The organism is Pseudomonas sp. W3I7, from assembly GCF_030816095.1.
In the GTDB taxonomy this organism is placed as follows: Bacteria; Pseudomonadota; Gammaproteobacteria; order Pseudomonadales; family Pseudomonadaceae; genus Aquipseudomonas; species Aquipseudomonas salomonii.
This window is the reverse complement of record NZ_JAUSXP010000001.1, coordinates 1,752,642-1,774,825: the sequence shown is the minus strand read 5'-3', so window position 1 is coordinate 1,774,825 and position 22,184 is coordinate 1,752,642. Positions and strand designations below refer to the sequence as shown.

Annotated in this window: 24 protein-coding genes and 1 pseudogene; 10 read left to right on the top strand and 15 right to left on the bottom strand. The window is 58.4% G+C overall.

What is annotated here, in order from left to right:
• Positions 1-53: 53 nt before the first annotated feature.
• Positions 54-1,388, bottom strand: coding sequence for a hypothetical protein (locus tag QF043_RS08375; protein WP_307418134.1), 1,335 nt, complete (start codon positions 1,386-1,388; stop codon positions 54-56).
• A gap of 93 nt (positions 1,389-1,481) precedes the next feature.
• Positions 1,482-1,976 carry a hypothetical protein gene (locus QF043_RS08370; RefSeq protein WP_236372107.1) on the bottom strand — a complete coding sequence of 165 codons (495 nt, stop codon included), beginning with the start codon at positions 1,974-1,976 and terminating at the stop codon, positions 1,482-1,484.
• A 255-nt stretch (positions 1,977-2,231) separates the two neighbouring features.
• Between QF043_RS08370 and QF043_RS08365 the strand changes: the two genes are divergently transcribed.
• A complete protein-coding gene (locus QF043_RS08365) occupies positions 2,232-3,293 on the top strand; it encodes an alpha/beta fold hydrolase (RefSeq protein ID WP_307418133.1) in 1,062 nt (353 codons plus the stop codon).
• On the opposite strand, the gene QF043_RS08360 is transcribed toward QF043_RS08365, so the two are convergent.
• The 3 genes from QF043_RS08360 to QF043_RS08350 form a co-directional block, all read right to left on the bottom strand.
• The gene (locus QF043_RS08360; RefSeq protein ID WP_307418132.1) at positions 3,272-3,433 is read right to left on the bottom strand and encodes a hypothetical protein; all 162 of its coding nucleotides are present in this window, start codon (positions 3,431-3,433) and stop codon (positions 3,272-3,274) included. The two genes, QF043_RS08365 and QF043_RS08360, sit on opposite strands and share 22 nt — an antisense overlap.
• Positions 3,434-3,500: 67 nt before the next feature.
• Entirely contained in the window at positions 3,501-3,971 is a 471-nt protein-coding gene (cynS, locus tag QF043_RS08355) for a cyanase (RefSeq protein WP_307418131.1), read from the bottom strand.
• A gap of 31 nt (positions 3,972-4,002) precedes the next feature.
• The gene (locus tag QF043_RS08350; RefSeq protein WP_017136973.1) at positions 4,003-4,644 is read right to left on the bottom strand and encodes a carbonic anhydrase; all 642 of its coding nucleotides are present in this window, start codon (positions 4,642-4,644) and stop codon (positions 4,003-4,005) included.
• 111 nt (positions 4,645-4,755) lie between these two features.
• Between QF043_RS08350 and cynR the strand changes: the two genes are divergently transcribed.
• Positions 4,756-5,652 (top strand): transcriptional regulator CynR, encoded by an 897-nt coding sequence (gene cynR, locus QF043_RS08345; RefSeq protein WP_307421332.1) that lies wholly within the window; start codon positions 4,756-4,758, stop codon positions 5,650-5,652.
• Positions 5,653-5,830: 178 nt separating this feature from the next.
• Here the strand turns inward: cynR and QF043_RS08340 are convergent, their stop codons facing one another.
• The gene (locus tag QF043_RS08340; protein WP_307418130.1) at positions 5,831-6,454 is read right to left on the bottom strand and encodes a metalloregulator ArsR/SmtB family transcription factor; all 624 of its coding nucleotides are present in this window, start codon (positions 6,452-6,454) and stop codon (positions 5,831-5,833) included.
• A gap of 95 nt (positions 6,455-6,549) precedes the next feature.
• On the opposite strand from QF043_RS08340, the gene QF043_RS08335 reads away from it, so the two are divergent.
• Entirely contained in the window at positions 6,550-7,977 is a 1,428-nt protein-coding gene (locus QF043_RS08335; protein WP_307418129.1) for an MFS transporter, read from the top strand.
• 7 nt (positions 7,978-7,984) lie between these two features.
• Here the strand turns inward: QF043_RS08335 and QF043_RS08330 are convergent.
• From QF043_RS08330 to QF043_RS08320, 3 genes and pseudogenes are all read right to left on the bottom strand, one after another.
• A pseudogene (locus tag QF043_RS08330) lies at positions 7,985-8,131 on the bottom strand (2,4-dienoyl-CoA reductase); the annotation flags it as partial.
• An 82-nt stretch (positions 8,132-8,213) separates the two neighbouring features.
• Positions 8,214-9,248 carry a methionine synthase gene (locus QF043_RS08325; RefSeq protein WP_307418128.1) on the bottom strand — a complete coding sequence of 345 codons (1,035 nt, stop codon included), beginning with the start codon at positions 9,246-9,248 and terminating at the stop codon, positions 8,214-8,216.
• Positions 9,249-9,275: 27 nt separating this feature from the next.
• A complete protein-coding gene (locus tag QF043_RS08320; protein ID WP_307418127.1) occupies positions 9,276-10,259 on the bottom strand; it encodes a DUF1852 domain-containing protein in 984 nt (327 codons plus the stop codon).
• A 443-nt stretch (positions 10,260-10,702) separates the two neighbouring features.
• Between QF043_RS08320 and QF043_RS08315 the strand changes: the two genes are divergently transcribed.
• The 6 genes from QF043_RS08315 to QF043_RS08290 all read left to right on the top strand — a co-directional run bounded on the left by QF043_RS08315 (position 10,703) and on the right by QF043_RS08290 (position 16,193).
• On the top strand, positions 10,703-10,885 hold the full coding sequence (locus QF043_RS08315) for a hypothetical protein (protein ID WP_099487348.1): 183 nt from the start codon (positions 10,703-10,705) through the stop codon (positions 10,883-10,885).
• 72 nt (positions 10,886-10,957) lie between these two features.
• On the top strand, positions 10,958-11,848 hold the full coding sequence (locus QF043_RS08310; protein WP_307418126.1) for a hypothetical protein: 891 nt from the start codon (positions 10,958-10,960) through the stop codon (positions 11,846-11,848).
• Between the two features lie 27 nt (positions 11,849-11,875).
• On the top strand, positions 11,876-12,580 hold the full coding sequence (locus QF043_RS08305; protein ID WP_307418125.1) for a JmjC domain-containing protein: 705 nt from the start codon (positions 11,876-11,878) through the stop codon (positions 12,578-12,580).
• Positions 12,577-13,932, top strand: a complete 1,356-nt coding sequence (locus QF043_RS08300) for an MATE family efflux transporter (protein WP_307418124.1) — start codon at positions 12,577-12,579, stop codon at positions 13,930-13,932. Before QF043_RS08305 ends, QF043_RS08300 begins: the two co-directional genes overlap by 4 nt.
• Positions 13,929-14,705 (top strand): sulfotransferase, encoded by a 777-nt coding sequence (locus QF043_RS08295; RefSeq protein ID WP_307418123.1) that lies wholly within the window; start codon positions 13,929-13,931, stop codon positions 14,703-14,705. Before QF043_RS08300 ends, QF043_RS08295 begins: the two co-directional genes overlap by 4 nt.
• 108 nt (positions 14,706-14,813) lie before the next feature.
• Positions 14,814-16,193 (top strand): PLP-dependent aminotransferase family protein, encoded by a 1,380-nt coding sequence (locus tag QF043_RS08290; RefSeq protein ID WP_307418122.1) that lies wholly within the window; start codon positions 14,814-14,816, stop codon positions 16,191-16,193.
• Here QF043_RS08290 and panB read toward each other — a convergent pair.
• The gene (panB, locus tag QF043_RS08285; protein WP_307418121.1) at positions 16,181-16,996 is read right to left on the bottom strand and encodes a 3-methyl-2-oxobutanoate hydroxymethyltransferase; all 816 of its coding nucleotides are present in this window, start codon (positions 16,994-16,996) and stop codon (positions 16,181-16,183) included. The two genes, QF043_RS08290 and panB, sit on opposite strands and share 13 nt — an antisense overlap.
• A 140-nt stretch (positions 16,997-17,136) precedes the next feature.
• Between panB and QF043_RS08280 the strand changes: the two genes are divergently transcribed.
• Positions 17,137-17,304: a DUF2986 domain-containing protein gene (locus QF043_RS08280; RefSeq protein ID WP_065931392.1), complete on the top strand. Its 168-nt coding sequence runs from the start codon at positions 17,137-17,139 to the stop codon at positions 17,302-17,304.
• Here QF043_RS08280 and QF043_RS08275 read toward each other — a convergent pair.
• The 5 genes from QF043_RS08275 to pxpB all read right to left on the bottom strand — a co-directional run bounded on the left by QF043_RS08275 (position 17,275) and on the right by pxpB (position 22,102).
• The gene (locus QF043_RS08275) at positions 17,275-18,258 is read right to left on the bottom strand and encodes a GlxA family transcriptional regulator (protein WP_307418120.1); all 984 of its coding nucleotides are present in this window, start codon (positions 18,256-18,258) and stop codon (positions 17,275-17,277) included. The two genes, QF043_RS08280 and QF043_RS08275, sit on opposite strands and share 30 nt — an antisense overlap.
• Positions 18,259-18,262: 4 nt before the next feature.
• Positions 18,263-18,805, bottom strand: coding sequence for a cysteine hydrolase family protein (locus tag QF043_RS08270; RefSeq protein ID WP_307418119.1), 543 nt, complete (start codon positions 18,803-18,805; stop codon positions 18,263-18,265).
• 114 nt (positions 18,806-18,919) lie between these two features.
• Positions 18,920-20,260, bottom strand: coding sequence for an MFS transporter (locus QF043_RS08265; protein WP_307418118.1), 1,341 nt, complete (start codon positions 20,258-20,260; stop codon positions 18,920-18,922).
• Positions 20,261-20,429: 169 nt separating this feature from the next.
• Positions 20,430-21,371 (bottom strand): biotin-dependent carboxyltransferase family protein, encoded by a 942-nt coding sequence (locus QF043_RS08260; RefSeq protein ID WP_307418117.1) that lies wholly within the window; start codon positions 21,369-21,371, stop codon positions 20,430-20,432.
• Positions 21,368-22,102, bottom strand: a complete 735-nt coding sequence (gene pxpB / locus QF043_RS08255) for a 5-oxoprolinase subunit PxpB (RefSeq protein WP_307418116.1) — start codon at positions 22,100-22,102, stop codon at positions 21,368-21,370. Before pxpB ends, QF043_RS08260 begins: the two co-directional genes overlap by 4 nt.
• Between the last annotated feature and the right edge of the window lie 82 nt (positions 22,103-22,184).

The following is a 22,184-nucleotide window of genomic DNA, read 5'->3' as shown; positions in this document are numbered from 1 at the left end:
AAGGTTAGGCGTCGATTAGTTGCCGCAAAGACTGCGAAATCCCCGCAGCCCAGTCAAGGACGGTAATTTTGAATCAACTTGAATAGGCTGTTCAGCCAGATCGGGCGGGCATCAGGCTGATCACGATTGCCGGAGAGGGCGTCCAGAATGAAGCTGTTCGGCCTTTGACCGGCAGGTGTATCTGCGATGGAGCCGCTCGGTTGCTGGACAACCGCAGTGGGATCGGTCCAGCGGGCTCTACCCGTCTGCGGGTCCAACGAATAGCCGGCTGCTCTGCCTTTTTCGGTAACGCTCCAGACACCATTGTCATTGATAACCAGAGGCTCGAAAGGTGGAAGCTTTTTGTCCTTGTGCACGGTGATCACAATATTGTCGTTGATATCAATCGATGTGTATTGAGCGAATTCATTGCCAAGCGAAGGTTGTGTCCCCGCTTCATTGGAGAACTTGATCACCATCTGTTCAAGGAAGGCCATGCCACCATGATGAATAAGTGCGCCCTGCCCGGGATCAAGGAAATGGCGTAGAAAACCTTGATCGAGACGCGTGCTGTTGATTGCAGTGCTGTTCAAGATACGTGACGCAATGGCAGCATCCTTTTCCTTGAAGTTGACCGTGATCATATAGCCTTCTGAGTTGTACCCCTTTCCGTTATTGGCATTATTGATAGTGCGACCATTGTCGTGCCCACGATAGTGGGCGAGCCAACCGGCGACATTATCAACATAGTCCAGATCCGCACCCTCCGAATCCGCATAAGCGTACATCTGGGACAGTATGTCGCGATCCTCGCGAGTGAGATATTCGTTGCGGGGCCGGTCGTTACGGCTAGTCTTAGGGTCGGCTACCTCGGGCTCTGAACCGTTGAACAGACGGGAGATCATAAGGTCGCGCCTACTGTCGGGTGCAGGGGCGGAAGACGATGCCCGCGCATTCAGAACATTCAAGCTATTGGCTTCTTCCCAAGCCGCGCGCCGCTCGTTGAGAGTGAAAGGACCGCCCTCGTCGAGAGCAATAAGCCTCAATTGATCGAGAGAAAGGCCTTTGAATGGGTTGCTGTCAGATCCGTTGAGGAAGTCGGTTGCCTGCTTGGCACGACTGATTAATTCCAGTGAGTCTGTCTTTGGAACTTCGGCGTCGTGCTGAGCCTTGCCCATGAAATAGCCGTCACCCGAAATCGAATCGAGATGCCCGGCCCCTCGGGTTTCAGCGCGTGCTGCCGCTTCACTTAATTGACGGGAAAGGATCGAGACATTGCTCTCACTCGCGGCGCCTGTAAAAGCGCCGGCGGCGTCGTTAGGCAAGACGGGTAATTGGCTATGAGCAGTGACGGGGTTGTCAGCCAACCGGTGGTTAAGCAACGATGTGTAAGGCGCGATATTGATCATGACTTGACCCCACATTAGACAAGCAGCGCTTGCTTTCATAGATGCAGAAGGGCGCCCGACGACAGGATGATCGCAAGGCAACCCAAACTCTCGTTAGTAGCTATAACGGTAAGTGACTGAATCGTTGCCAGCAGCATTAGCAATGCGGACTCCCGCCCCCTTAATATCATGCCTTATGACGACCTGAGCACCATTACCGAATGGCAAATCATTGAAGTCAAACATGACACCCGATGAATTCTTACTAATCTCTCGGCAATTTTCTCTAACGCTGTTATAGGGACGAAAGTAGCACAACTCAATCGACTCACCGATTGCATCTGGGTAGTAAGTAGTCGTCCATTCGATCCCCAGCAACTTTTTGGGCAATGTTGTAGTACCGGGAGGAAAGTCGACATTGAGAAGTTGGAAAAAGGCGAGTCCAAAGCCACCATCCGACAACACGACAATGACGGCGGGCTTGCTGATCTTATTGATTACTCTTTCTTGCGCGTAAGCAATACCCATCGTGGGCACCACAACAACCAATACGCCAAGCAACGCCTTACGCACACCAACACCATACGAAACCGCAAGTAACCTTTTCATCGTTATCACCCTAGAGTTAATAATCAAGTACTCAGCCTGCCGTCGGTACACTCTTTTCCCGCAGTAGGATTCACGCTTCCAACACTGCACGAATAATCAACCGACGTAAGCCAGCCACTTCCTAAAAACACTAAGGACCGCTCTGTCATACTTAAAAGTAGGAGCGCGTCAGTTACTTCCTAGTCCCGCCTGCCCTCTACTCAAACGGGGCTTTTCCCGTCATGATGCGCCACCTCATCAAGGACGATAAATACAATGAAAACCGCTCTACGCGCGCTGTTCCTGCTCTGCCTGGCCGCCCCCGCCTTCGCCGACGAAAGCTCGGTCGGCTTCAAAACCGCCACCCTGCCCGATGCGCACAACAACCGCCCACTGGAGCTGGTGGTGTGGTACCCCGCTACCACCACGGCCAAACCCGAGCTGATCGCCGACAACGCGGTCTTTATCGGCGCCCTTGCCGTGCCCGACGCAGCACCGGCTGCGGGCGAGCATCCGCTGGTGGTGCTGTCCCACGGTTACGGTGGCAACTGGGGCAAGCAGGTGTGGCTGGCCAGTGCATTGGCGCACAAAGGTTACATCGTCGCGGCGGTCAACCACCCCGGCACCACCACCAAGGACCGCAAACCGCAAGCCGCCGCGCAGCTATGGCAGCGCCCGGCCGACCTGAGCCGCGCCATCGACGCGGTGCTGGCTCAACCCAAGCAATTTGGCGCAGTGGCGAACCAACAGATTGCCGCCGTCGGCCATTCCCTCGGTGGCTGGACCGTGCTGGAAATCGCCGGCGCGCGCTTCGACCCTGACCTGTTCAGCCGCGACTGCGCCGCACACCCGAAGCTGGGCGGTTGCATCGGCTACCACGAGATGAACCCCGCCGCGACGCCCGAAGGCAAAGCCCGGCTGGCCGCGGACTTGAGCGACAAGCGCGTCACCGCCATCGTGTCTTTGGACCTGGGCCTGTCACGCGGCATGACCGACGCCAGCCTGGCGGCATTCAAGGTGCCTGCGCTGGTTATCGCAGGTGGCGTGCCAACCGAGGATATGGACCCCAACCTGGAATCCGCCAACCTGGTCAAGCGCCTGCCAAAAGCCACGACGCAGTACGTGGAAATTAGCGACGCCACGCACTTCAGCTTTATGTCGATCTGCAAACCGGGCGCAATCACGTTGATTGAGGAAAGCTCGCCGGGCGATGGCATGATTTGCCGCGATGGCGAGGGTGGTCGACCACGGGCGGTGATTCAGCAGCAGGTGGTGGGGTTGATTACGGGGTTTCTGGGCAGGCTGAGTACGCAGGATCAGAAAACTACCGACCGCTGACACGCCGACGTCGCCACAATCTTCCCGCGCTTGGGCACCATCAACCGCGCGGGCAGATCAAGAATCACATCCACCACCGATCGCGTGTCCAACAACACTAGATCCGCCTCGATGCGTACATAACGAAAGATCAAATCCATAACTGCGACCCTCAATATTGCTGCCGTGGCCCGAGCGCCTTGCAGCGCCGGGCCGTAAATCAGCTGGTCAGAACGGTTTGGTCGGCAGGTATTTGCCATCCAGGGTGATCACGGCGCGGGAGCCACCGTCCGGGTCTTCAACCTTTTTGACGTCGAGCTTGAAGTTGATCGCGCTGATGATGCCGTCGCCAAACTTCTCGTGGACCAGCGCCTTGAGCGTGGTGCCGTAGACCTGAATCATTTCGTAAAAGCGGTAGATGGTCGGGTCGGTCGGCACGCCGTTGCCGATGCTGCCGCGCACCGGGATGGTTTGCAGCAGGAGCACGGCATCCGCATCCAGGCCCAGGGTGTCGGCAACGACTTGAGCGGCGCTGGCGGGCAGTGGGTGCTGGCCGAGCAAGGCGGCGGTGACGAAGGCTTCGTGCAGGCCAGTGCCTTCGGCGATCTGGGCGAACGACAGGTCTTTGCGGGCTTTGGCCAAGAGGATGACGTCGGTCAGGGCAAGGCGAGTGGTCTGGCTGATTTGCGACTGGATCATGGGGTTATCTCCGTGGGTAAAAAGTTGGGTGTTAGTAGGAAACGGCGCGCGCGGTCGGGTTGTCGGCAAGGGCTACGAACTGGCCGGTACGGCCATCGAAGGCTTGGATGCAGCCACTTTCGATGTCGTAGACCCAACCATGCAGGGTTACGCGTTTTTCTTCGAGGGCCAGGCGCACTGAAGGGTGCGTCTGGATATTGGCCAATTGCGCGATCACGTTTTCGCGCACCATGGAGGCGACTTTGGCGTGCTGGTCGACATGCTGGCGGGCCTCGTTGACCACCCGGCCGGAGTCGGCGTAGCGCAACCAGCCGGCCACGGCGGGCATGTGGTCCAGGCATTTGCAGGTGGCAATGGCGGTCATGGCGCCGCAATCGGAATGCCCGCAGATCACGATATCGCTGACTTGCAGGGCGGCGACGGCGTATTCCACCGAGGCCGACACACCGCCCGGCTCGGGGCCATAGGACGGCACGATATTGCCGGCGTTACGGATCACGAACAGGTCGCCCGGCTCGCGCTGCGTGACCAGTTCCGGCACCAGGCGGCTGTCGGAGCAGGAGATGAACAGCGCCCGTGGGCTCTGCTGGTTGGCCAGGTCTTTGAACAGGCCGGCACGCTCGGGGAAGGCGTTACGTTGAAACTTCAGGAAACCGTCGATGATGTCTTGCATGGGTAACTCCTTTGGTTCGCGATGCGATGAAGCAAAGGTTACGCAGCCCCTTAAATAAGGTAAAAGTCTCATATATGATCAAGCACATCAGATAATCTTATGAGTACAAGCATGCTGGCGCGCCATATCCATTACTTCCTTGCTGTCGCAGAGCATCAGGGCTTTACCAAGGCGGCGACGGCCCTGCATGTCTCGCAGCCGGCGCTGTCGCAGCAAGTACGCCAGTTGGAGGAAAGCCTCGGCGCGCAGTTGTTTGACCGCTCAGGGCGCAAGACGCGTCTGACCGACGCGGGTGAGGTTTACTTGCGCTATGCGTTACGGGCGGCGCAGGAACTGCAGGAAGGCCAGCGTGCGATCCATGACGTGGGTGATTTGAGCCGTGGGACATTGAGGATTGCCGTCACGCCCACCTTCACCACCTACCTGGTGGGGCCGCTGGTGGAAGCCTTTTACCGCCGCTACCCAAACATCACCTTGAACGTGCGCGAAGTCGCCCAGGAGCAGATGGAGAACCAGTTGCTGGCCGACGAACTGGATGTGGGCATCGCCTTTGATCACGTGCACGCGCCCGACATCGACAGCTATCCCCTGCTGGTGGAAACCCTGGCGTTGGTGGTCGGCAACCAACACCCGCTGGCAGGCGAGGCAACCATCGGGTTGCAGGCGCTGAATGGCGAATCGCTGATCTTGCTCAGCAAGGCGTTCGCCACCCGCGAGCAGATCGACCGCTACTGCAACCAACACGGCATCCGCCCGCGCGTGGTGATGGAGGCCAATGTGATCGGCGCACTGATCGAGGTGGTGCGCCGGACCACACTGTCGACGCTATTACCGGCCGCGATTGCACGGGCGCATCCCGAGTTGGCCGCGATTGAACTGGGGCCGCAACGGTTGCAGCGCACGGCGGTGTTGATGCAGCGTAAAGGGGTGTACCAGAGTGCGGCGGCGCGGGCGTTTATCGAGATGGCCAAGCAAGTAGCGTCAGCACTAGGAGAAGGCGAGCGTTAGAACGCCACCGATTAAAGGTGGGAGCTGGCTTGTCGAATCGTCGCCCCGCTGCGACAGGCTGAACGGGCTGTTGTGGCGAGCGGGCTTGCCACAGGGGAAGGTGGATACCCTCAATAGGTGTGTAAACACCGATGGCTATCGCTGGCAAGCCAGCTCCCACATTTAATCGGCGGCGCGTTCAGTGAATCCGATAAGCACACCGCCGCGCGCCCAGCTGGATATGTTCCACGCGCTCGACCTTGGCACGTAACACCTGCTCGAACACCTGCAATTCTGCGCGGCAAAACCCTTGGCACGCGGTCGCCGCTGCGCAGATCGGGCAATGGTTCTCCACCAGGATCAGGGCGCCGTCCGGCTGCTCGCTGCACTGGGCCATATACCCTTCACGCGTGCGCAGTGCCGCGAGCTTTTCGACCCGCGCTTTGAGGCCACTGACGCCTTGCATCTCACGTTCATACAACGCCTGGGTCTGGCGCTCGCGCACGTCGATCAAACGCTCGATAGCCTCCTCACCAAAGGTCTCGCGCACGGTCTGCAACAGTTGCACGGTGAGTTCGGAATGAGTGTCGGGGAAGCGCGCGTGCCCCGCCGCCGTGAGCTGCCAGACCTGGGTCGGGCGCCCTACCCCACGCACTTCGGAGCGGGCCTCGACCAACCCACTGGCCGCCAGTTTCACCAACTGCTGGCGTGCCGCTTCACCGGTGGTGCCGAGGAACTCACCGGCGTCACTGGCCAATTGTGGCCCGCGGGTCTTGAGCAGGTGCAGCAAACGATCCGCCGGCGACACCGGCGAATATTCCAAGTCGTTTCTTGACAAAATAAACAGCCTCGTCGCAATATTCAAAGCAATTACTTGGCAAATTAACCCAAGCCTGCCAGCGGCACAAGGAATCGTCGATGCACACCCAAGACAGCAGCTGGAGCGAGTTGCTCCGGGGCAAGAATGCCCCCCGTTCCATCGCCCTCTCCGGCGGCATTGCGCTGTATGCCACCAACACCTATATCGCCACGACTATTCTGCCGTCGGTGGTCGCTGAAATCGGCGGTCTGGCCCTGTATGCGTGGAGCACCACCCTGTACGTGGTGGCCTCGATCCTCGGCTCAGCCCTCACCTCCAAGCTGCTGCAACGTACCGGACCACGACTGGCATACACCCTCGCCACGCTGATCTTTATGGTTGGCGTGCTGATCTGCGCCTTGGCGCCAAACATGCCGGTGATGCTGGTCGGGCGCTTGATTCAGGGATTGGGCGGCGGCATGTTGCTGGCCCTGTGTTACTCGATGATCCAACTGGTGTTCGAAGAGCGCTTATGGCCGCGGGCGATGGCGCTGGTATCGGGCATGTGGGGCGTGGCTACCTTGGTCGGCCCGGCGGTCGGTGGCGTGTTCGCCGAGATGGATGCCTGGCGTTTCGCCTTCGGCGCCATGGTACCGATAAGCCTTGCCTATATGGTGCTCACCCACCGCGCACTACCGCCACGCGACGCCACGGCGAGCACGCCGACCCGCTTGCCGGTGCCGCAACTGGTGCTGTTGGCCGCCGCCGTGCTGGCCGTGTGCGCAGGCAGCGTTTCGGCGCTGCCGAGCTGGAACCTGCTGGGCATCGCGGTGTGCGCCGTGCTGGTGTATGCGCTGATCCGCCACGAATCCAACGCGACCATACGGCTGCTGCCCAGGGACGCACTGAAGTTCAACGCCCCGCTGTGCGCGCTGTATGCAACCACTTGCCTGCTGGTGATCGGCATGAGCAGCGAGATTTTCATGCCGTATTTCCTGCAACACCTGCATGGCCAATCACCGCTGGTTGCCGGTTACATGGCGGCGCTGATGGCGGCCGGCTGGACCGTGTCGGAAATCCTCAGCTCCGGCTGGAGCGGCCGCAGCGCACAGCGCGCGATCCTCGCGGGGCCGCTGTTTATCGTTGCCGGGCTGGTGCTGTTGGCCATCACCACGCCGGTGGCCAGCCTGGGTGAATGGACGCGGCTGGCGCCGATCTGCCTGGGGCTGTTCCTGGTCGGCTTCGGCATCGGCCTGGGGTGGCCGCACCTGCTGACGCGCATCCTGCAAGTGGCATCGGAGCAGGACAAGGACACGGCCGCCGCGTCGATCACCACCTTGCAATTGTTCGCCATGGCCCTGGGCGCGGCATTGGCCGGGGTAATTTCCAACGTGGCGGGTATCAACGACGCAACCGGCAATGCCGGCATCGCCAACGCGGCACTCTGGTTGTTTGCCCTGTTTACCCTGGCGCCGGTGCTGGCCTGGGTAATGGCGTGGCGGGCGACACGGGTAAAGGTTGCGGCGGCGCAATTGACCCCGTCCTGACCACCGCCTACGCACTACGCTTGGCGATCCAGCGCCGATACTGCCGCGTGCGCAAAGCGTTGCCCAGTTGTTGCTCGATCAAGGCGCGTAACGGTGATAGGCCCCGAGCAGGCTGCTTGCGCTGGCTGAGTTTGCGCAGCTGGAGCTTGACCAGTTGCTCGACCGTCGTAGTGGGGGAGTGCCAGAGTAAATCCTGAACAGGGAGTGCAACTGGGTACACCCCTTCCAATGTTGGCTCAGCGCGCGTAGAGGAGTTCTCTTCGAACGATCTCTGCGCCTGCACTCAGCGCATTCAACTTGCCCCTTGCCACGTGGCGAGGCAAGGGCGCCATGCCACAGTTGGTGCATGGATAAAGCTTGTCGGCATCGACAAACTGAAGGGCCTTGCGCAGGGTATTGGCCACTTCCTCCGGCGTTTCAATGCTGTGGTTTGCCACATCAATGGCCCCGACCATCACTTTTTTACCGCGAATCAACTCAATCAGTTCCATGGGGACATGGGAGTTGTGACATTCCAGTGAAATGATATCGATACTGGACTTCTGTAGCTTGGGGAAGGCTTCTTCATACTGCCGCCACTCCGACCCCAGGGTCTTTTTCCAATCGGTGTTGGCCTTGATGCCATAGCCATAACAGATATGCACCGCCGTTTCGCATTTGAGGCCTTCAATGGCTCGCTCCAGGGTGGCGACGCCCCAGTCATTTACCTCATCAAAGAACACGTTAAAGGCCGGCTCATCAAACTGGATAATGTCGACGCCCGCCGCTTCCAGTTCCCGCGCTTCTTCATTGAGGATCTTGGCGAATTCCCATGCGAGTTTTTCGCGGCTTTTATAGTGGTTGTCATACAGCGTATCGATCATGGTCATGGGGCCTGGCAGCGCCCATTTGATCGGCTGGTTGGTTTGCTGGCGCAAGAACCTGGCATCTTCGACAAACACCGGCTTTTGGCGCGCAACGGCGCCCACGACCGTCGGCACGCTCGCGTCATAGCGATCACGAATCCTGACGGTTTCACGTTTCTCGAAATCCACGCCACTGAGGTGTTCAATAAACGTGGTCACGAAGTGTTGGCGAGTCTGCTCACCATCACTGACGATATCAATCCCGGTGTGTTGCTGTTCCTGCAATGCCAGGCGCAAGGCATCTTGCTTGCCCTCAACCAACTCGTCACCTTGCAACTTCCAGGGTGACCACAGCGTCTCCGGCTCGGCAAGCCAGGCGGGTTTGGGCAAGCTGCCAGCGGTTGAAGTGGGCAGTAATTTTTTCATGGTAAACAACCTTGTGCTTTAAATGAGTCAAACTGCGTAGTGGGCGGACCACTGTTCAAGAACAGCGTGATACGGCTTGATGAAATTCTCCTCAACAAACCGGCCCTGCTCTATCGCCAGCTGATTGCGCTCTTCTCGATCATAGACAATCAGGGTTAATGAATAATCCTGATGCTTCAAACTGGGTTGATAAGCTTTACCGGCAACCGAGTTCGCATTGTAAATCTCAGGCCGGTAAATTTTTTGAAAGGTGTCCATCGTGCTGATGGTGCTGATAAGTTCCAGGTTGGTGTAATCGCTGAGTAAGTCGCCAAAGAAATAAAACGCCAACGGCGCAGCACTGTTTGCCGGCATGAAATAGCGAACGCTCAAGCCCATCTTCTTAAAGTATTCATCGGTTAACGAATGCTCATCCTGCTGGTATTCAACACCCAACACAGGGTGCAGGTTCTCAGTGCGATGATAGGTCTTGGTATTCGAAACACTCAGGCAGATAACCGGTAGTTTCTTGAAATTTTGCGTGTACGCACTCGAGTTCACGAAACATTTGAACAGCTTGCCATGCAAGTCGCCAAAATTATCGGGCGTGCTGAATTCGGCTTGGCCCTTATTATGGCCGAGCAATACCACGCTAAAGTCATAGTCGCGTACATACGAAGAAAAATTATTGCCGACGATGCCGTCAAGGCGCTCATGGGTTTTACGGTCCACAATCGTCGTTTTCAACACTTCAATCAGCGGAATGGCCTGCCCATTGCCTTCAACACCGATCTGCATTTCAGCCGAAACGATCTCGAGTTCGAGCGCATACCGATCACCCTTGGCATTGTCCCAATGCGCCAAGGCATTGAAGCGGTTATTGATCATCTTCAAGGTATTGCGCAAGTTTTCCTGGCGGCGCTCGCCCCTCGCCAAATTAGCGAAATTGGTGGTGATGCGCGTGTTTTCAGAAGGGCGATAGTGCTCATCAAAACAAGTACTTTTAATCGTAAACTCAAACGCGTTGTTCATGAGAACCTGACACCTCAAAAAGTTGAGACAGACTTGAATTCACGGGTTGCCTTATAGCGCTGACGCTCAGCCCAAGTCTTTACTGTATCTACAATGAGGTGCAGTTTATGCTGACCATAGAGGGAGAGATAATGAATTGATTTCACCAACCCTTTAGCCCTGCTCATGATGAGTGCAAGGCCTCAAACACCGCACGATCGCGCGCAAAGCCATCCGGGATATGCTCCTCGCACCTTTCGACCTGCGTTTGGCCATCGAACCCGGCATTGCTGTGGTGCATCTGCTGAGTTTCGGGCCGGTACGCCCGCACAAAGATTAAGTTTTAAAGTCAATCCGGTTAAGCCTTAATTATAAAAACATGAAGTTTGTAATGCCGTATTGATTTTCGATCGTTAGCCACCTACGTTATCAATCCCGGTTTGCAGACTAATTAAGGAATGATTATGACCGCTCAATCGAAAACCGTTTCCCGCGCTAAGTTCTCTGCACTCGCTGCTAAAATCAACCGCGCTCAACCCGCTGACGCTGCTGACAGCGTCAAAGAAGTAAAAGCACTGCTGGCCACTAAAGAACTGTTCAAATCGGGCATGGTCGCCACGATGGACGGTGAACCCCGCTACATGTAAAGCCCTACGCGAAAAAACCGTTACACACGACGCACAGTCTATTTGATACTTGCAAGCCGGGCCTTTCATCGCATGTTAAAAATCCACGGTGACACATTGAATATACAGCGCAGAGGCAAATATCGCTGCGCACTGCCGTTTTCGCTCTATGCATTAGAGGCACAAACTCTTTTGCCCGCCGCCAGCCACCCTATGACCGACAGCGGGTTACTTGAAGAGCGTCGACAACATGTACAGGCCTTTCTTGCCTGTCAGGGCGCAAGTGAATTTATTTCAAGGCTGCACGCGGTGTTCATTGGCGGCTCACTGGCAAAAGGCATGGCCGATACACTCTCCGATACCGATGTATGCCTGATCGTTTCCGAGCGCCACCTGATCGGCTGCCTGGAACACCTTGGTTTACCCTATGAACATAGGCAATACGAATATCGAATCGACACCGAGTTTCCACCTGACAACAAACTGGATGTTCGCCTGATCAGCCTGGAAAGCCTTGAGAACATGATAGAAAGCTTTCAGTCGATGACTGACCTTTCAGCCAGCCATCAGGACTGTCTTGCCAACCTGCAAGAGGGTATCTATCTTCATTCAACCCCTGAAGTAGACGAGTTGATACGGCGCATAGACCTCTCTTACGAACACGCGAGCCTCATTATTTCAGACAAACTCCGGTACCTGAAAAACTACAACCTCAGCAAATACCTTATCCGCAAAGACTTCTTCACTTACTATGAAATGCTCGGGATTTTATATGCGGCTTTTTGTCATATTTTCTTTGCTGTAAACGGGCAATTATTCAGAGGCTACCGTCACCTGCAACGTTTTTCCGTGCGCTATGAGATTTATCCAAGCGCCGTTATCTCAGCATTTTCCGAATGCTTCGAGTGCGCAACACCTGCTGCCACTGACAACCTGCTTATTCAGCTTTCAGGGTTTACCCAAGCGCTTGAAGAACACCTTTAAATGCCCTCACCGAGCCGAGACATAACCGTGTTTGAAGAACTGTTTGGCATCAGCAAGCAGGTGTTGTTTCCCCACCGCTGGGAAACATCCCTCATCACCTCGAAAACCGCAGCCAAGCCCTTGGTCGGCAATCAAAGCGCTGACTACATTCTCTCCCTGCTGAGCAACCCTGTTGAGCATGAAGATTTGCTGATCATAAAGAATGGAACCTATTGCCGGCGTGACGCCTACACCTCAGGCGGCAGGTGCATCAAAGAAAATATCCGGGAGTTGATCACACAGGAAGGGTGCGCCGTTTACCTGCGCTGGCTGGAAAAATATGACAGTAACTTCACCACACTGGCCAATCGCTTGAATGCAGAATTGTCACCGTTCACCTTCAGTTTCTGCTTATTTTATGCCCCCACCGCCAGCACTCTTTTTGACGAACATTTTGACGCCCATGATGCCTTCATCATCCAGTTGGAGGGGAGCAAGAAATGGCAGCTGTGGCCGGCAATTGTTGCAGACGTCGAAGCTGTTTCATCCCCGCACTTTTATACGCCTATGGTCAGAGCGCACGTGGCGGAACATGCACCGAGCTACGAAATAACCCTGCAGGCCGGTGACGTGATGTACCTGCCTCGCTGCACGATTCATCGTGCGCTGCCCACTGACGAGCACTCAAGCCACCTCAATGTGTGGATGACGCCGCGACCGCTGCACAAATTCATATGGGGTGACGTGAAGTGAAACATGCCTTACCCGAATGGCGGCCCGTACTGAAAACCGCTCTACCGTTGGTGCTGAGCAACTGCGTGAATGCCGCGCAGAACATGTTGAGTATTTTCCTGGCCGCTACTATCAGCTTGAGTGCAGCGGCGTCTGCCGGGTACATCAATAGAATCTATTTTATTTATGGCGCCATGATCATCGCCATGAACGGCGCCGGCAGCATACGGCTCAACCGATTGAATGGCGACCATCAGCGCGCGGCGTTCGACGCCATGCTCAAACGCATGGTGCGTTTTTCGGTGCTGGGCGCGGTGGCCTGCTTTGTCATATTTTTCCTCGGGGCCCACGCCATTACCCGACTGGTAGAGCCGAATGGCGACGTCGATGCGGTACCGACCTATTTGCGTTGGATGGCGATTTCTTATATTGCCGTCACCTTGGCAAGCCCCTATTACATGGCGTTGATTGCCAAGAAGCAGGGCCACGATATTTTCCGCGCCTTGCTTGTTTCACTGAGCCTTGGCGGCGCCTTTTCAGCCGTCAGTGTCCTGTATTTCAAACTTGACCTGGCGTATGTGGGCGCCGGCTGTGCACTGGCGCAGCTCTTCTATCTGGCGCTGATGATCCGCGCTTACAAACGCCTGGTTGCATGCGCCCCCGTGACAGCGCATCACGCGCCGGGCATCCAGCCCACCTTTCAAAACAGCTTTAGCGCAGATGCGTTCAACTTGTTCATGGCAATGAGTGTTTCAACGCTGGTGGACTTCCTGATTCTGTACGTGCTGGTTGAGGATGTTCAATTCGTGGCGTTAATGAGTTTTTACTTTTCAACGACGGCGATGCTTCAAGGTGTTTCGCTGGGTTTTGCAACCGCCGCCTCGGTGTTTATCGCGCAAGCCATTAATGAAAGCAGACGCACCTATAGCGTCACGGTGACGGGTTATCTGCTCTACAGCCTGCCGCTGGCACTGTTTTGCGCGGCCGTCTGTTATGTCTACCTCTACCACACATTACAGCCAACCAGCCCGCCCTCCGGTGTCATTTTTCTAATTAGCCTGATCACACTGATCAGTTGCATCACCCTCTTCGCGCAACGGGCAGTCTTGCGTGCCAAAGGCGATACGACCTTTATCAAAAAACTGACATTTGTACTGTCCGCGCTGATCAAGCTCCCTTTAGTCTTTTACATTGCCTACGCCCAGCCGGCATCCGCTGAGCGAACCAGCCTTCTGTTCTCTGTCTTCCTGTTGTGCAGCGTGATTGGCCTTGTCGCTATCGGCTTGCGTATTTCAAAATCATTTAAAAGTGACGAGTCCCTGCCCGCTGGCCCACCCGTGGGAAGCGCTTCCTGCGAGGGCAGCCTGAAATGATCGAGATGATTTTTGTCTGTGGTTGCCCGCGTTCGGGCAATACATTGATGGGGGAGTTGCTGGGGTCACTGGCTAACGTGAATTACTGCGGGGAGTTGGGCGTATCGTATTTCTCAACCCAAGTCAGCCAGGAGGCTTTCAGGAGAACGCCGGGGCCGTATGCCGAGGCTTATCGCGCCAACCTGATGGGCAATGCGCTGGACTTCCTTGACGACATCAGGGCAGCCAACCCGCAAAAACCGATCCTGTGCGACTCCACACCGTGGAATGCACGAATACTCACGCAACTGCAGGCGTTGCACCCCACTGCACTGTTTATTTATATGTTTCGCCACTATTCAGGGGTTATCCAGAGCCTGAGGCGCTCCTGGGATCAAGGTTACGAGTGGGCGGGGCCAAACGACGACAACCGCGCGCAGCTCTGGAGCGACCTGAATAACCGCATCCTGCAATGCCAACACCCCGCTTCGATCGGCATCAGTTATGACGCGCTGTGTGCCGACCCCTTGGCGACACTGGACCACTTGAACACCCAGCTTAACCACTACGGTGTGTCCGGCTCGTTTGACAGGGCAGTTCTATCCAAAAGCCATGCTAGCAGCGTCGCGCGCCCCACACTGGCTACCGTCAATGCGCAGGCGGAACTGGTCATCAACCCCTTGCGAACACGCTGTGACGCGCCCCGCCCGGACGCGCAAGCCACGCCACTGGACCGCGCCCTTAACGCCACCTACCAACAATTATTGCGCAAGTTCCCGGCGCGAACCGGATAGCGGGCGTCTGCCCTATGGCTCGAAGGCCCCCGGCAGTTTCCGTATTCAACGGCCTTGCGTAATACTGGACCGGCCCCACCACAGGGGATTCGAACGGTTCGAGTGAGCATGAATAGCACCCAACACAGCGCTTTCGCCTATCAGACGGTCTACCGCTACCTCGTCGAGTTGATCGACGCCAGCCCGTCGCCAGGCGAACGCAAACTGCCGTCCCTGCGCCAATTGGCCGAGCGCCTTGGCGTGTCGGTGTCGACCACCAAATATGCCTACGCCTTGCTTGAGGATGAAGGGCGGATCTACGCTCGGCCCAAACAGGGCTATTTCATAAGAGCCATGATTTGCACCGCAACCTCCCCTGACACCAACCTGCTCGACCAGGTGTTTGCCTATGCCCGTCAGCCGGGAATGCTGGCCTTGAGCAGCGATGCACCGGCCATGCTGTTGTCGCTGGAAAACCCGCTGCTGATGCTCGAACGTGAACTGACTCGCCAGCACCCACGCTCCCTCGCGCCGCTTTATTTACCCTTCGGTGAGCCCGAGTTGCGCGCCGCGTTGGCTGAGCGCTACACCCAATCCGCCGACCGCTACTGGCAGGCCGACCAGGTGTATATCGGCGCGGACTTGCACAGCGTGCTGGATGCGGCACTCAATGCCCTGGACCTGTGCGGCACGGTAGCGCTGGTGGAGTCACCGTGTTCGTGGGCGATCCTGCGCCAGTTGCAGGCGGCGAAGATTCGCGTGATCGAAATGCCCCTCGACGCCCACGGGCGTTTCGACCTGGCGGCGCTGGAACGCGTGCTGATGCGTGAGCCGATTCGCCTGGCGGTGCTGTCGTCGACGGTGAATATCCCCCAGGGCGGCGTGATGCCGGCACAGGACAAGCAGCAGATCTGCGGCTGGCTGGCGGCGCGGGCTATCTGGCTGTTTGAAAACGACACCTACGGCGAGTTGTATTTCGAAGCGCAGCCGCCGCGTTATCGCGACTTCGCCGACCTGCAGAAGCTGCTGGTGTTTTCGACCTTCGATAAAGTCATCGGCTCCGAAGCGCCGTATGGCTATGTGCTGTGTCGCGGGCAGGCGCCGCAATTGCAGCGGGTGTTTCTGGAGCGTGGGTTTCGCCTGTCACCGATCCGGCAAAAGGCGATCGCCAAGCTGCTCACCTCCAAGCGTATCGACGCGCATGTGAAAGCGCTGCGGGCGCTGCTGCTGGAGCGCATGACCGGCATGAAAGCCTTGCTGGAGGAACATTGGCAGGTGATCGCGCCCCAGGGCGGCGCCAGCTTCTGGCTGCAAGCGCCGCACGCGGTGGATATGCGCCAGGTGTTTGGGCGCCTGCTGGCCCAGCGCATCGTCATCGCCCCTGGCGAGCTGTTCAGCCAGCACGGCGCCTGGCCGCAGCACCTGCGCCTGAGCTACACCCTCGACTGGAGCAAGGATATCGCCCAGGCCGTAAAGCTATTGGCGCAAGCGATCGCTCAAAGCCCGTAGCAATGCCGCGCTTCGGGGAACCGGCCATGGCGCACGTCATCGGCAAACCGCTCGCAGGCATCGCGGATCACTGCGCCTACATCTGCGTACTGTTTGACGAAGCGCGGCAGGTGCTCGCCGCCCAAACCCAGCACATCTTCGGTAACCAACACTTGACCATCGCAGGCCGGCGACGCACCAATGCCGATGGTGGGCATCTTTGAATCCAGGGTGATCTGCCGCGCGACGCCTTCGGCCACACCTTCGAGCAACAGGCTGAAGGCGCCCGCCTCCAGATTGGCGCGGGCATCCGCGGCAATCACAGCAGCAGTTTCGGCGGTAAGCCCTTGGGCCTTGAAGCCGCCCATCACGTTGACGAACTGCGGCATCAACCCCACATGGGCCATCACCGGAATGCCGCGCGCCACCAGAAACTCAACGGTGCCCGCCAACGCCACGTTGGCCTCCAGCTTCACCGCATCGCAACCGGTGCGCGCCAGTACTTGGGCGCAGTTGCGAAACGCTTGCTCATTGGATTCCTGATAGCTGCCAAACGGCATGTCGGCAATCACGCAAGCCAGGCGCGTGCTGTCGACCACGGCGCGGGTGTGGCCGATGATTTCTTCCAGCTGCATGCTCAAGGTCGAGGCCCGGCCATAGCCGACCATCGCCGTGGAATCCCCCACCAGAATGAAGTCGACCAGCGGGTCGATCAGCTTGGCAATGGCGCTGGAGTACGCGGTGAGGGAGACGATTTTCTGCTGGCCCTTCATGGCGACCAGTTGCGGGACGGTCAAGCGTTTGCTGCGGGTGTGGAGGCTCATCGGTTTTTTCCGTTTGCGCTGAATTCACGGCCCGATTATTGGTAAAACCCCAGGGCGTTCAATGCACAGATTGACGCTAAAAAGCGACCCAGGTTTTTAACCTGATATCATCCGGGCCTTCACCCAAAAGGCACCGAGACATGAACCGCCAGAAAAAACTCAAGCAGCTCTTCAAGGCCAAAGCCAAGAAGGCCAGCGCCAAACTGGCGCCCAAGAGCAAAGATAAATACATCAGCAAAGCTGACCGCGCCAAACTCGAAGCCGAGGCCGATCAAGCCTCAACCAGCGCTGCCGACACGCCCGCTTGAGGGCGTGCCCACCTCATACTTGTTCCAGATACGCCGCAGGTGCCGGGCTGACCCAAAGCCTGCGCGTTCGGCGACGGTTTCCATGTCCAGGCTCGACGCCCTGAGCAGTTCACGGGCCACGGTGATGCGCAGCGTGTGCAGGTAATCCAGCGGGCTGATGCCAACGTGTTCGTGGAACAGCCGCGCCAGGTGTCGGCTGCTGGTGCAGGCCAGGTCGGCCATGCGTGTGACGGTCCAGGCGTCACAGGGCGCCGCGGTGATGGCGTCCTGCACACGGTGCACGGCCGGGTGCAGGTGGTTGCGACCGCTGATCCAGGCTGAGAGCTGCGGGTCGGCGCCGCTGCGGCGCATGTACACCACCATGTCGCGCGCCACGTTGCAGGCCAGGCGTGGCCCGGCCAACTCGGCGAGCAGGTGCAGCATCAGGTCGATGCCCGCCGTGACACCGGCGCTGCAACTGATCGGGCCGTCCGTGACATACAGCCGGTTTTCCAGCACCCGGGCCTTGGGGGCCAGGGCCTGCAATGCCGCGCACAACGCATGGTGGGTGGTGCACTGGCGGCCATCGAGCAACCCGGCACGGGCGGCACTCAATGCCCCGGCGCACACGCACACCAAACGCTGGCCCGACGGTGCAAACACGCCTTGCAGCCATTGGGTCAAGGTGTCGCTGGCCGACTCGAACGCCTGTTGCTTCGCCTTGCTCACCTTCGAGGTGGAGCCGACCAACACCACCAGCGTGCCGGGCGCCAGGCTTGGCGGCAATGGCGCCAAGCCGGCCAGCGGCAAGCCGATGGAGGTTTGCAGCGCAGGCACCGGGCTGACGTACTGCAAGTCGAAGTCAATGGCTGCCGGGTCCTCGCTTTGCGCGGCCAGGCGCAGCACCTCGGCGGGGCCGGCCAGGTCCAGCATCAGCACATTGGGCAACAGCACGAACAGCACCGGCACGCTCACGGGTTCAACTCTCCAAGGCCTGGGCGACGGTGACGATGCGCGCAAAGCGCTCTTCCAGCACCAGCTCGGTACGCTCGCGAATCTCGGCGGCGCTGTACTCGCGGCCACTGCGTGCGTGGGTCATCGGGAAGGTCAGCGTTGCCTCGCTGACAAAATCCACCGCAAAACCGCTGTCCGACGCCTGCCGGGTGGTGGTTTCGCAGCACTGTTCGGTGCGGATGCCACTGATGATCAGCGCGCTCACACCCATCTGCGTAAGCCGTGCAGCCAAAGGCGTGCCGGCGAAAGCACTGTGAAAGCGCTTGTGAATGATCAGGTCGGGGTTGATCGACAACTCGCTCAAGGTTTTGACATTGCCCGATGCCATCGAAAAGTGCCCTTGGTCTTCAACATGGAAGACTTGTACCACCGGGATGCCCTGTTGAACACACCCATCGATCAGCGCTTGCTGTTTTTTCAGGAACTGTGGCAGGTCATTTTCGGACCAGTAATCAGAATGACGGAATGACTGCTGCACATCGATAACGATAAGGGCTTTGCGGCTCATGACGGGTCCTTGTGGCTTGCATCACAGTGGTTGATGCAAGCCATGGTAAGCACACCCGCTGATGAGCGACAGGCAGAGGCCGGACTACTTCAGGACCGATTCAGACATACCGGTTCAGCGGCGTAGATCACCCTGGGCCGTTTCCCGCAGGGTGCTCAAGGCCACCAGCGCACACACCGCCGCCCCGGCCATGAAGAACCCCGGCACCAGCAAATTGCCGGTCGAGCCGATCAACGAGGTGACGATATACGGCGTGATGCCGCCGCCTAAAATCGCGCCCAGGTTGATACTGATCGCCATGCCGGTATACCGCACGCGGGTTGGAAACTGTTCGGCGTAGGTGGGATAACCCACCGACTGAATCACCGGCATCGGCAACGTCGCGACAAAAAACGCCAGCACCGCAATCAACAGGCTGCTGTTGTTCATCAACACCATCATCGGAATCACCAGCACCGCGTAGCCGACAAAACCAATCGCCAGGGCCTTCTTGCGCCCGATGCGGTCCGACAGCCCGCCCCACAACGGCATCATCGCGGCCATGCACAGGCTGACGCCGGCAATCACCCAGTAGATCTTGGCCTTTTCAAAATGCAGGTAGGTGGTGAGGTAGATGTTCATGAACACCAGGCCGATGTAGTAGCCGGCGTTCTGCGCAAAGGCGAACACCACCACCCGCAGCACCGCCGGCATATTCTGGGTGAGCACTTCCTTGACCGGTGCAGTGGGTGGTTTTTCAGCAGCCAGGAAGGCTTTGAACTCCGGGGTTTCCTCGACGTTGTGGCGCATGATGCAAGAGAAGATCACCAGGGGAATGGCCAGGAAAAACGGAACCCGCCAGGCCCAGGCTTGCAGTTGTTCGGCATCGACCAGGCCGGTGGTGATGCCGCAGATGATCGCCGCCATCGAGCCGCCAATCGCCACGCCGACCGGCGTGAACGCGCCATAAAACCCGCGACGGCCTTTGGGCGAAGACTCGGCCAGGAACGCCGCCGCGCCGATCACTTCGCCACCGGCGAAAAAGCCCTGGGCCAGCCGGATCAGCACCAGCAGGATTGGCGCAACAATGCCCACTTGGGCCGAGGTCGGTAACAGGCCGATGGCCGCCGTCGCAGTGCCCATACCGATCACGGTACTGAGCAATACCTTGCGCCGGCCGATGCGGTCGGCCAGGCGCCCCAGTAAAATCCCGCCCAGCGGCCGGATCAGAAAGGCACTGCCGAATACGGCCAGCGTGGCCAACAACGCAGCCGCGGCGTTATCACTGGGGAAGAACAACGGCGCGATAATCGTCGCCATAAAGCCATACACACCGAATTCGTAATACTCCACCGCCGTGCCGGTGGCGGCGGCAATCGCAGCGCGCCTGGCTATTTTGGTGGCACTGGTGTCGGTGGTTTTTTCACGCGCATCAACACGCGGCGATGGCGCTGTAGTAGAAAACACTCGAGACATAAACACCTTCCACTCCGACCTTGGGTCGTTTGAGTTATTGAGGTGGACTGCGCCACCCAGAAGTAAACCCGCCGGGATACCAGGGGTTTTAATGCTCGACAGTAAGAAGGGTGAACGTTGGTTTGATCATGTAGCGCTCCTGTTTTTATTGTTGGGTGGCTACGCAGGTTTATGAGTGGGCGGCCTCCAGTTTTTTCAGTCGGCCCATACGCGCAACCAGCAGTGCCTGCGCCGTGGGCAAATCGATCAGTGAGAAGCGAATTTCATCACCCGGCATCAACTGCGCAAGTTTGGGTAGATCGACACTGGCCACCTGCGCAATGCGTGGGTAACCACCGGTGGTTTGCCGGTCGGCCATCAGCACAATCGGCTGCCCGCCCGCCGGCACTTGCACGGTGCCGAAGGTCACGCTTTCGGAGAGCAATTGCCTGGGCTGCGTCAGGTCCAGGGCGGCGCCTTCCAGCCGATAGCCCATGCGGTCCGAGGCGGCCGTCAATTGATAAGGCTCGTTGAGCAAGTCATGACGGGCCGACGCAGAAAAGTCGTGCCATTCGCGGCCGTGCAGCACGCGGATCGAGACGGCACTGGCAGACGGGTTGAGCAGCCAGCCGGCGGGAATGTTCACCCGTGGCGGATTGGCGAATGAAGAACAGATAGGGATCACATCGCCGGCTTTGAGCGCGCGCCCGCACAGCCCACCGAACCCGCCTCGGCTGTAAGTGCTGGCACTGTTCATCACCGGTTGCAGCAGGTACCCACCGCTGACGGCCAGGTAAGCCCGTACACCGTATTCGCGCTTTTCGAAGCTCAGCACCGCGCCCGGTTTTACGCAGAGGGCATGCCCTGGTTTGAGTACCACACCGTCCAGGCGAGCACCCAGGTCGGCGCCTGCCAAGGCAATCAAGGCCTTGGCCTGAAAGCACAGCACGGGGCCTTGCAGGGTGATTTCCAGGCTGGCTGCGCGGGTCGGGTTGCCCACCAGCAGGTTGGCCAGCGCGTGGGCGTCCTGGTCCATCGCACCGTTAACCGGCACGCCCCAATGCTGGAAACCGGTGCGCCCGCTGTCCTGGAATGAGGAAAACAGCCCGGGCCTGATCACTTTGATCGTCATGGCCGCACTCCGGCCAGGGCCTCAAACTCACGGGCACTGATGGGTACAAAACGCACTTGATCGCCGCCGGTTAACAGGCACGGCGGATCATTGGCCGGCGTGAACAGGCTCAAGGGCGTGCGGCCGATGATGTGCCAGCCGCCCGGTAAATCCGATGGGTAAATCACGCTCTGGCAGTTGGCCAACCCCACACTGCCCTGCTTGACCACGGTACGCGGCACCGCGCGGCGGGCCAGTTTCAACGCGGGTTGATGCATGCCGATATAAGGATGGCCCGGCGCAAAACCGACCATCAGTACATCCACCCATTGCCCGCTGTGCGCGGCAATCACTTCGCTTGGCGTCATGGCGCAGGCGTTGGCGATGTGCAACAAGTCAGGCGCGTACTCGCCCTCGTAGCACACGGGGATTTCCAACTGTTTGGTGGGGGTGTGAGGTGTGTTGTGCAGGCCCATCAGCGCGTTCTCCAGCACCTGGGCAACGGCGTCAAAGGGCGTTAAGTGCGGATACTGCAGTGCGAATGTGTAGGGGCAATAATGCACGCCAACCGTCACCAGTGCCGGGACCACGTCGGTGATACCGCACAGCTCTCCACACGCCTGCAAGTCGTGCAGCGCGGCACTGAACGCCACGGCACGGCGGTTGGCCTGCGCGCTGAACAGCGTCGCAAATACCACCACGAGGCAACTGTCGCCGCAGGCTTCGAACTGCCAACGCAGCGACGCAGGCACGGGCCTGGTCTCACAGTTAACGTCTGACATCACGGCATATCTCGCATGCGGCAGGCATGAAGATCCGCCCCGCAGGGCTTCA

Excerpts from the sequence above, each read along its gene's own strand:
- QF043_RS08335 (WP_307418129.1), top strand. The coding sequence starts at position 6,550 with ATGCACACCCAAGACAGCAGCTGGAGCGAGTTGCTCCGGGGCAAGAAT.
- QF043_RS08320 (WP_307418127.1), bottom strand. The coding sequence starts at position 10,259 with ATGAACAACGCGTTTGAGTTTACGATTAAAAGTACTTGTTTTGATGAG.
- QF043_RS08365 (WP_307418133.1), top strand. The coding sequence starts at position 2,232 with ATGAAAACCGCTCTACGCGCGCTGTTCCTGCTCTGCCTGGCCGCCCCC.
- QF043_RS08350 (WP_017136973.1), bottom strand. The coding sequence starts at position 4,644 with ATGCAAGACATCATCGACGGTTTCCTGAAGTTTCAACGTAACGCCTTC.
- QF043_RS08310 (WP_307418126.1), top strand. The coding sequence starts at position 10,958 with ATGTTAAAAATCCACGGTGACACATTGAATATACAGCGCAGAGGCAAA.
- QF043_RS08375 (WP_307418134.1), bottom strand. The coding sequence starts at position 1,388 with ATGATCAATATCGCGCCTTACACATCGTTGCTTAACCACCGGTTGGCT.
- QF043_RS08265 (WP_307418118.1), bottom strand. The coding sequence starts at position 20,260 with ATGTCTCGAGTGTTTTCTACTACAGCGCCATCGCCGCGTGTTGATGCG.
- QF043_RS08360 (WP_307418132.1), bottom strand. The coding sequence starts at position 3,433 with ATGGATTTGATCTTTCGTTATGTACGCATCGAGGCGGATCTAGTGTTG.
- QF043_RS08315 (WP_099487348.1), top strand. The coding sequence starts at position 10,703 with ATGACCGCTCAATCGAAAACCGTTTCCCGCGCTAAGTTCTCTGCACTC.
- cynR (WP_307421332.1), top strand. The coding sequence starts at position 4,756 with ATGCTGGCGCGCCATATCCATTACTTCCTTGCTGTCGCAGAGCATCAG.
- QF043_RS08280 (WP_065931392.1), top strand. The coding sequence starts at position 17,137 with ATGAACCGCCAGAAAAAACTCAAGCAGCTCTTCAAGGCCAAAGCCAAG.
- QF043_RS08290 (WP_307418122.1), top strand. The coding sequence starts at position 14,814 with ATGAATAGCACCCAACACAGCGCTTTCGCCTATCAGACGGTCTACCGC.
- QF043_RS08295 (WP_307418123.1), top strand. The coding sequence starts at position 13,929 with ATGATCGAGATGATTTTTGTCTGTGGTTGCCCGCGTTCGGGCAATACA.
- QF043_RS08260 (WP_307418117.1), bottom strand. The coding sequence starts at position 21,371 with ATGACGATCAAAGTGATCAGGCCCGGGCTGTTTTCCTCATTCCAGGAC.
- QF043_RS08370 (WP_236372107.1), bottom strand. The coding sequence starts at position 1,976 with ATGAAAAGGTTACTTGCGGTTTCGTATGGTGTTGGTGTGCGTAAGGCG.
- cynS (WP_307418131.1), bottom strand. The coding sequence starts at position 3,971 with ATGATCCAGTCGCAAATCAGCCAGACCACTCGCCTTGCCCTGACCGAC.
- panB (WP_307418121.1), bottom strand. The coding sequence starts at position 16,996 with ATGAGCCTCCACACCCGCAGCAAACGCTTGACCGTCCCGCAACTGGTC.
- QF043_RS08325 (WP_307418128.1), bottom strand. The coding sequence starts at position 9,248 with ATGAAAAAATTACTGCCCACTTCAACCGCTGGCAGCTTGCCCAAACCC.
- QF043_RS08270 (WP_307418119.1), bottom strand. The coding sequence starts at position 18,805 with ATGAGCCGCAAAGCCCTTATCGTTATCGATGTGCAGCAGTCATTCCGT.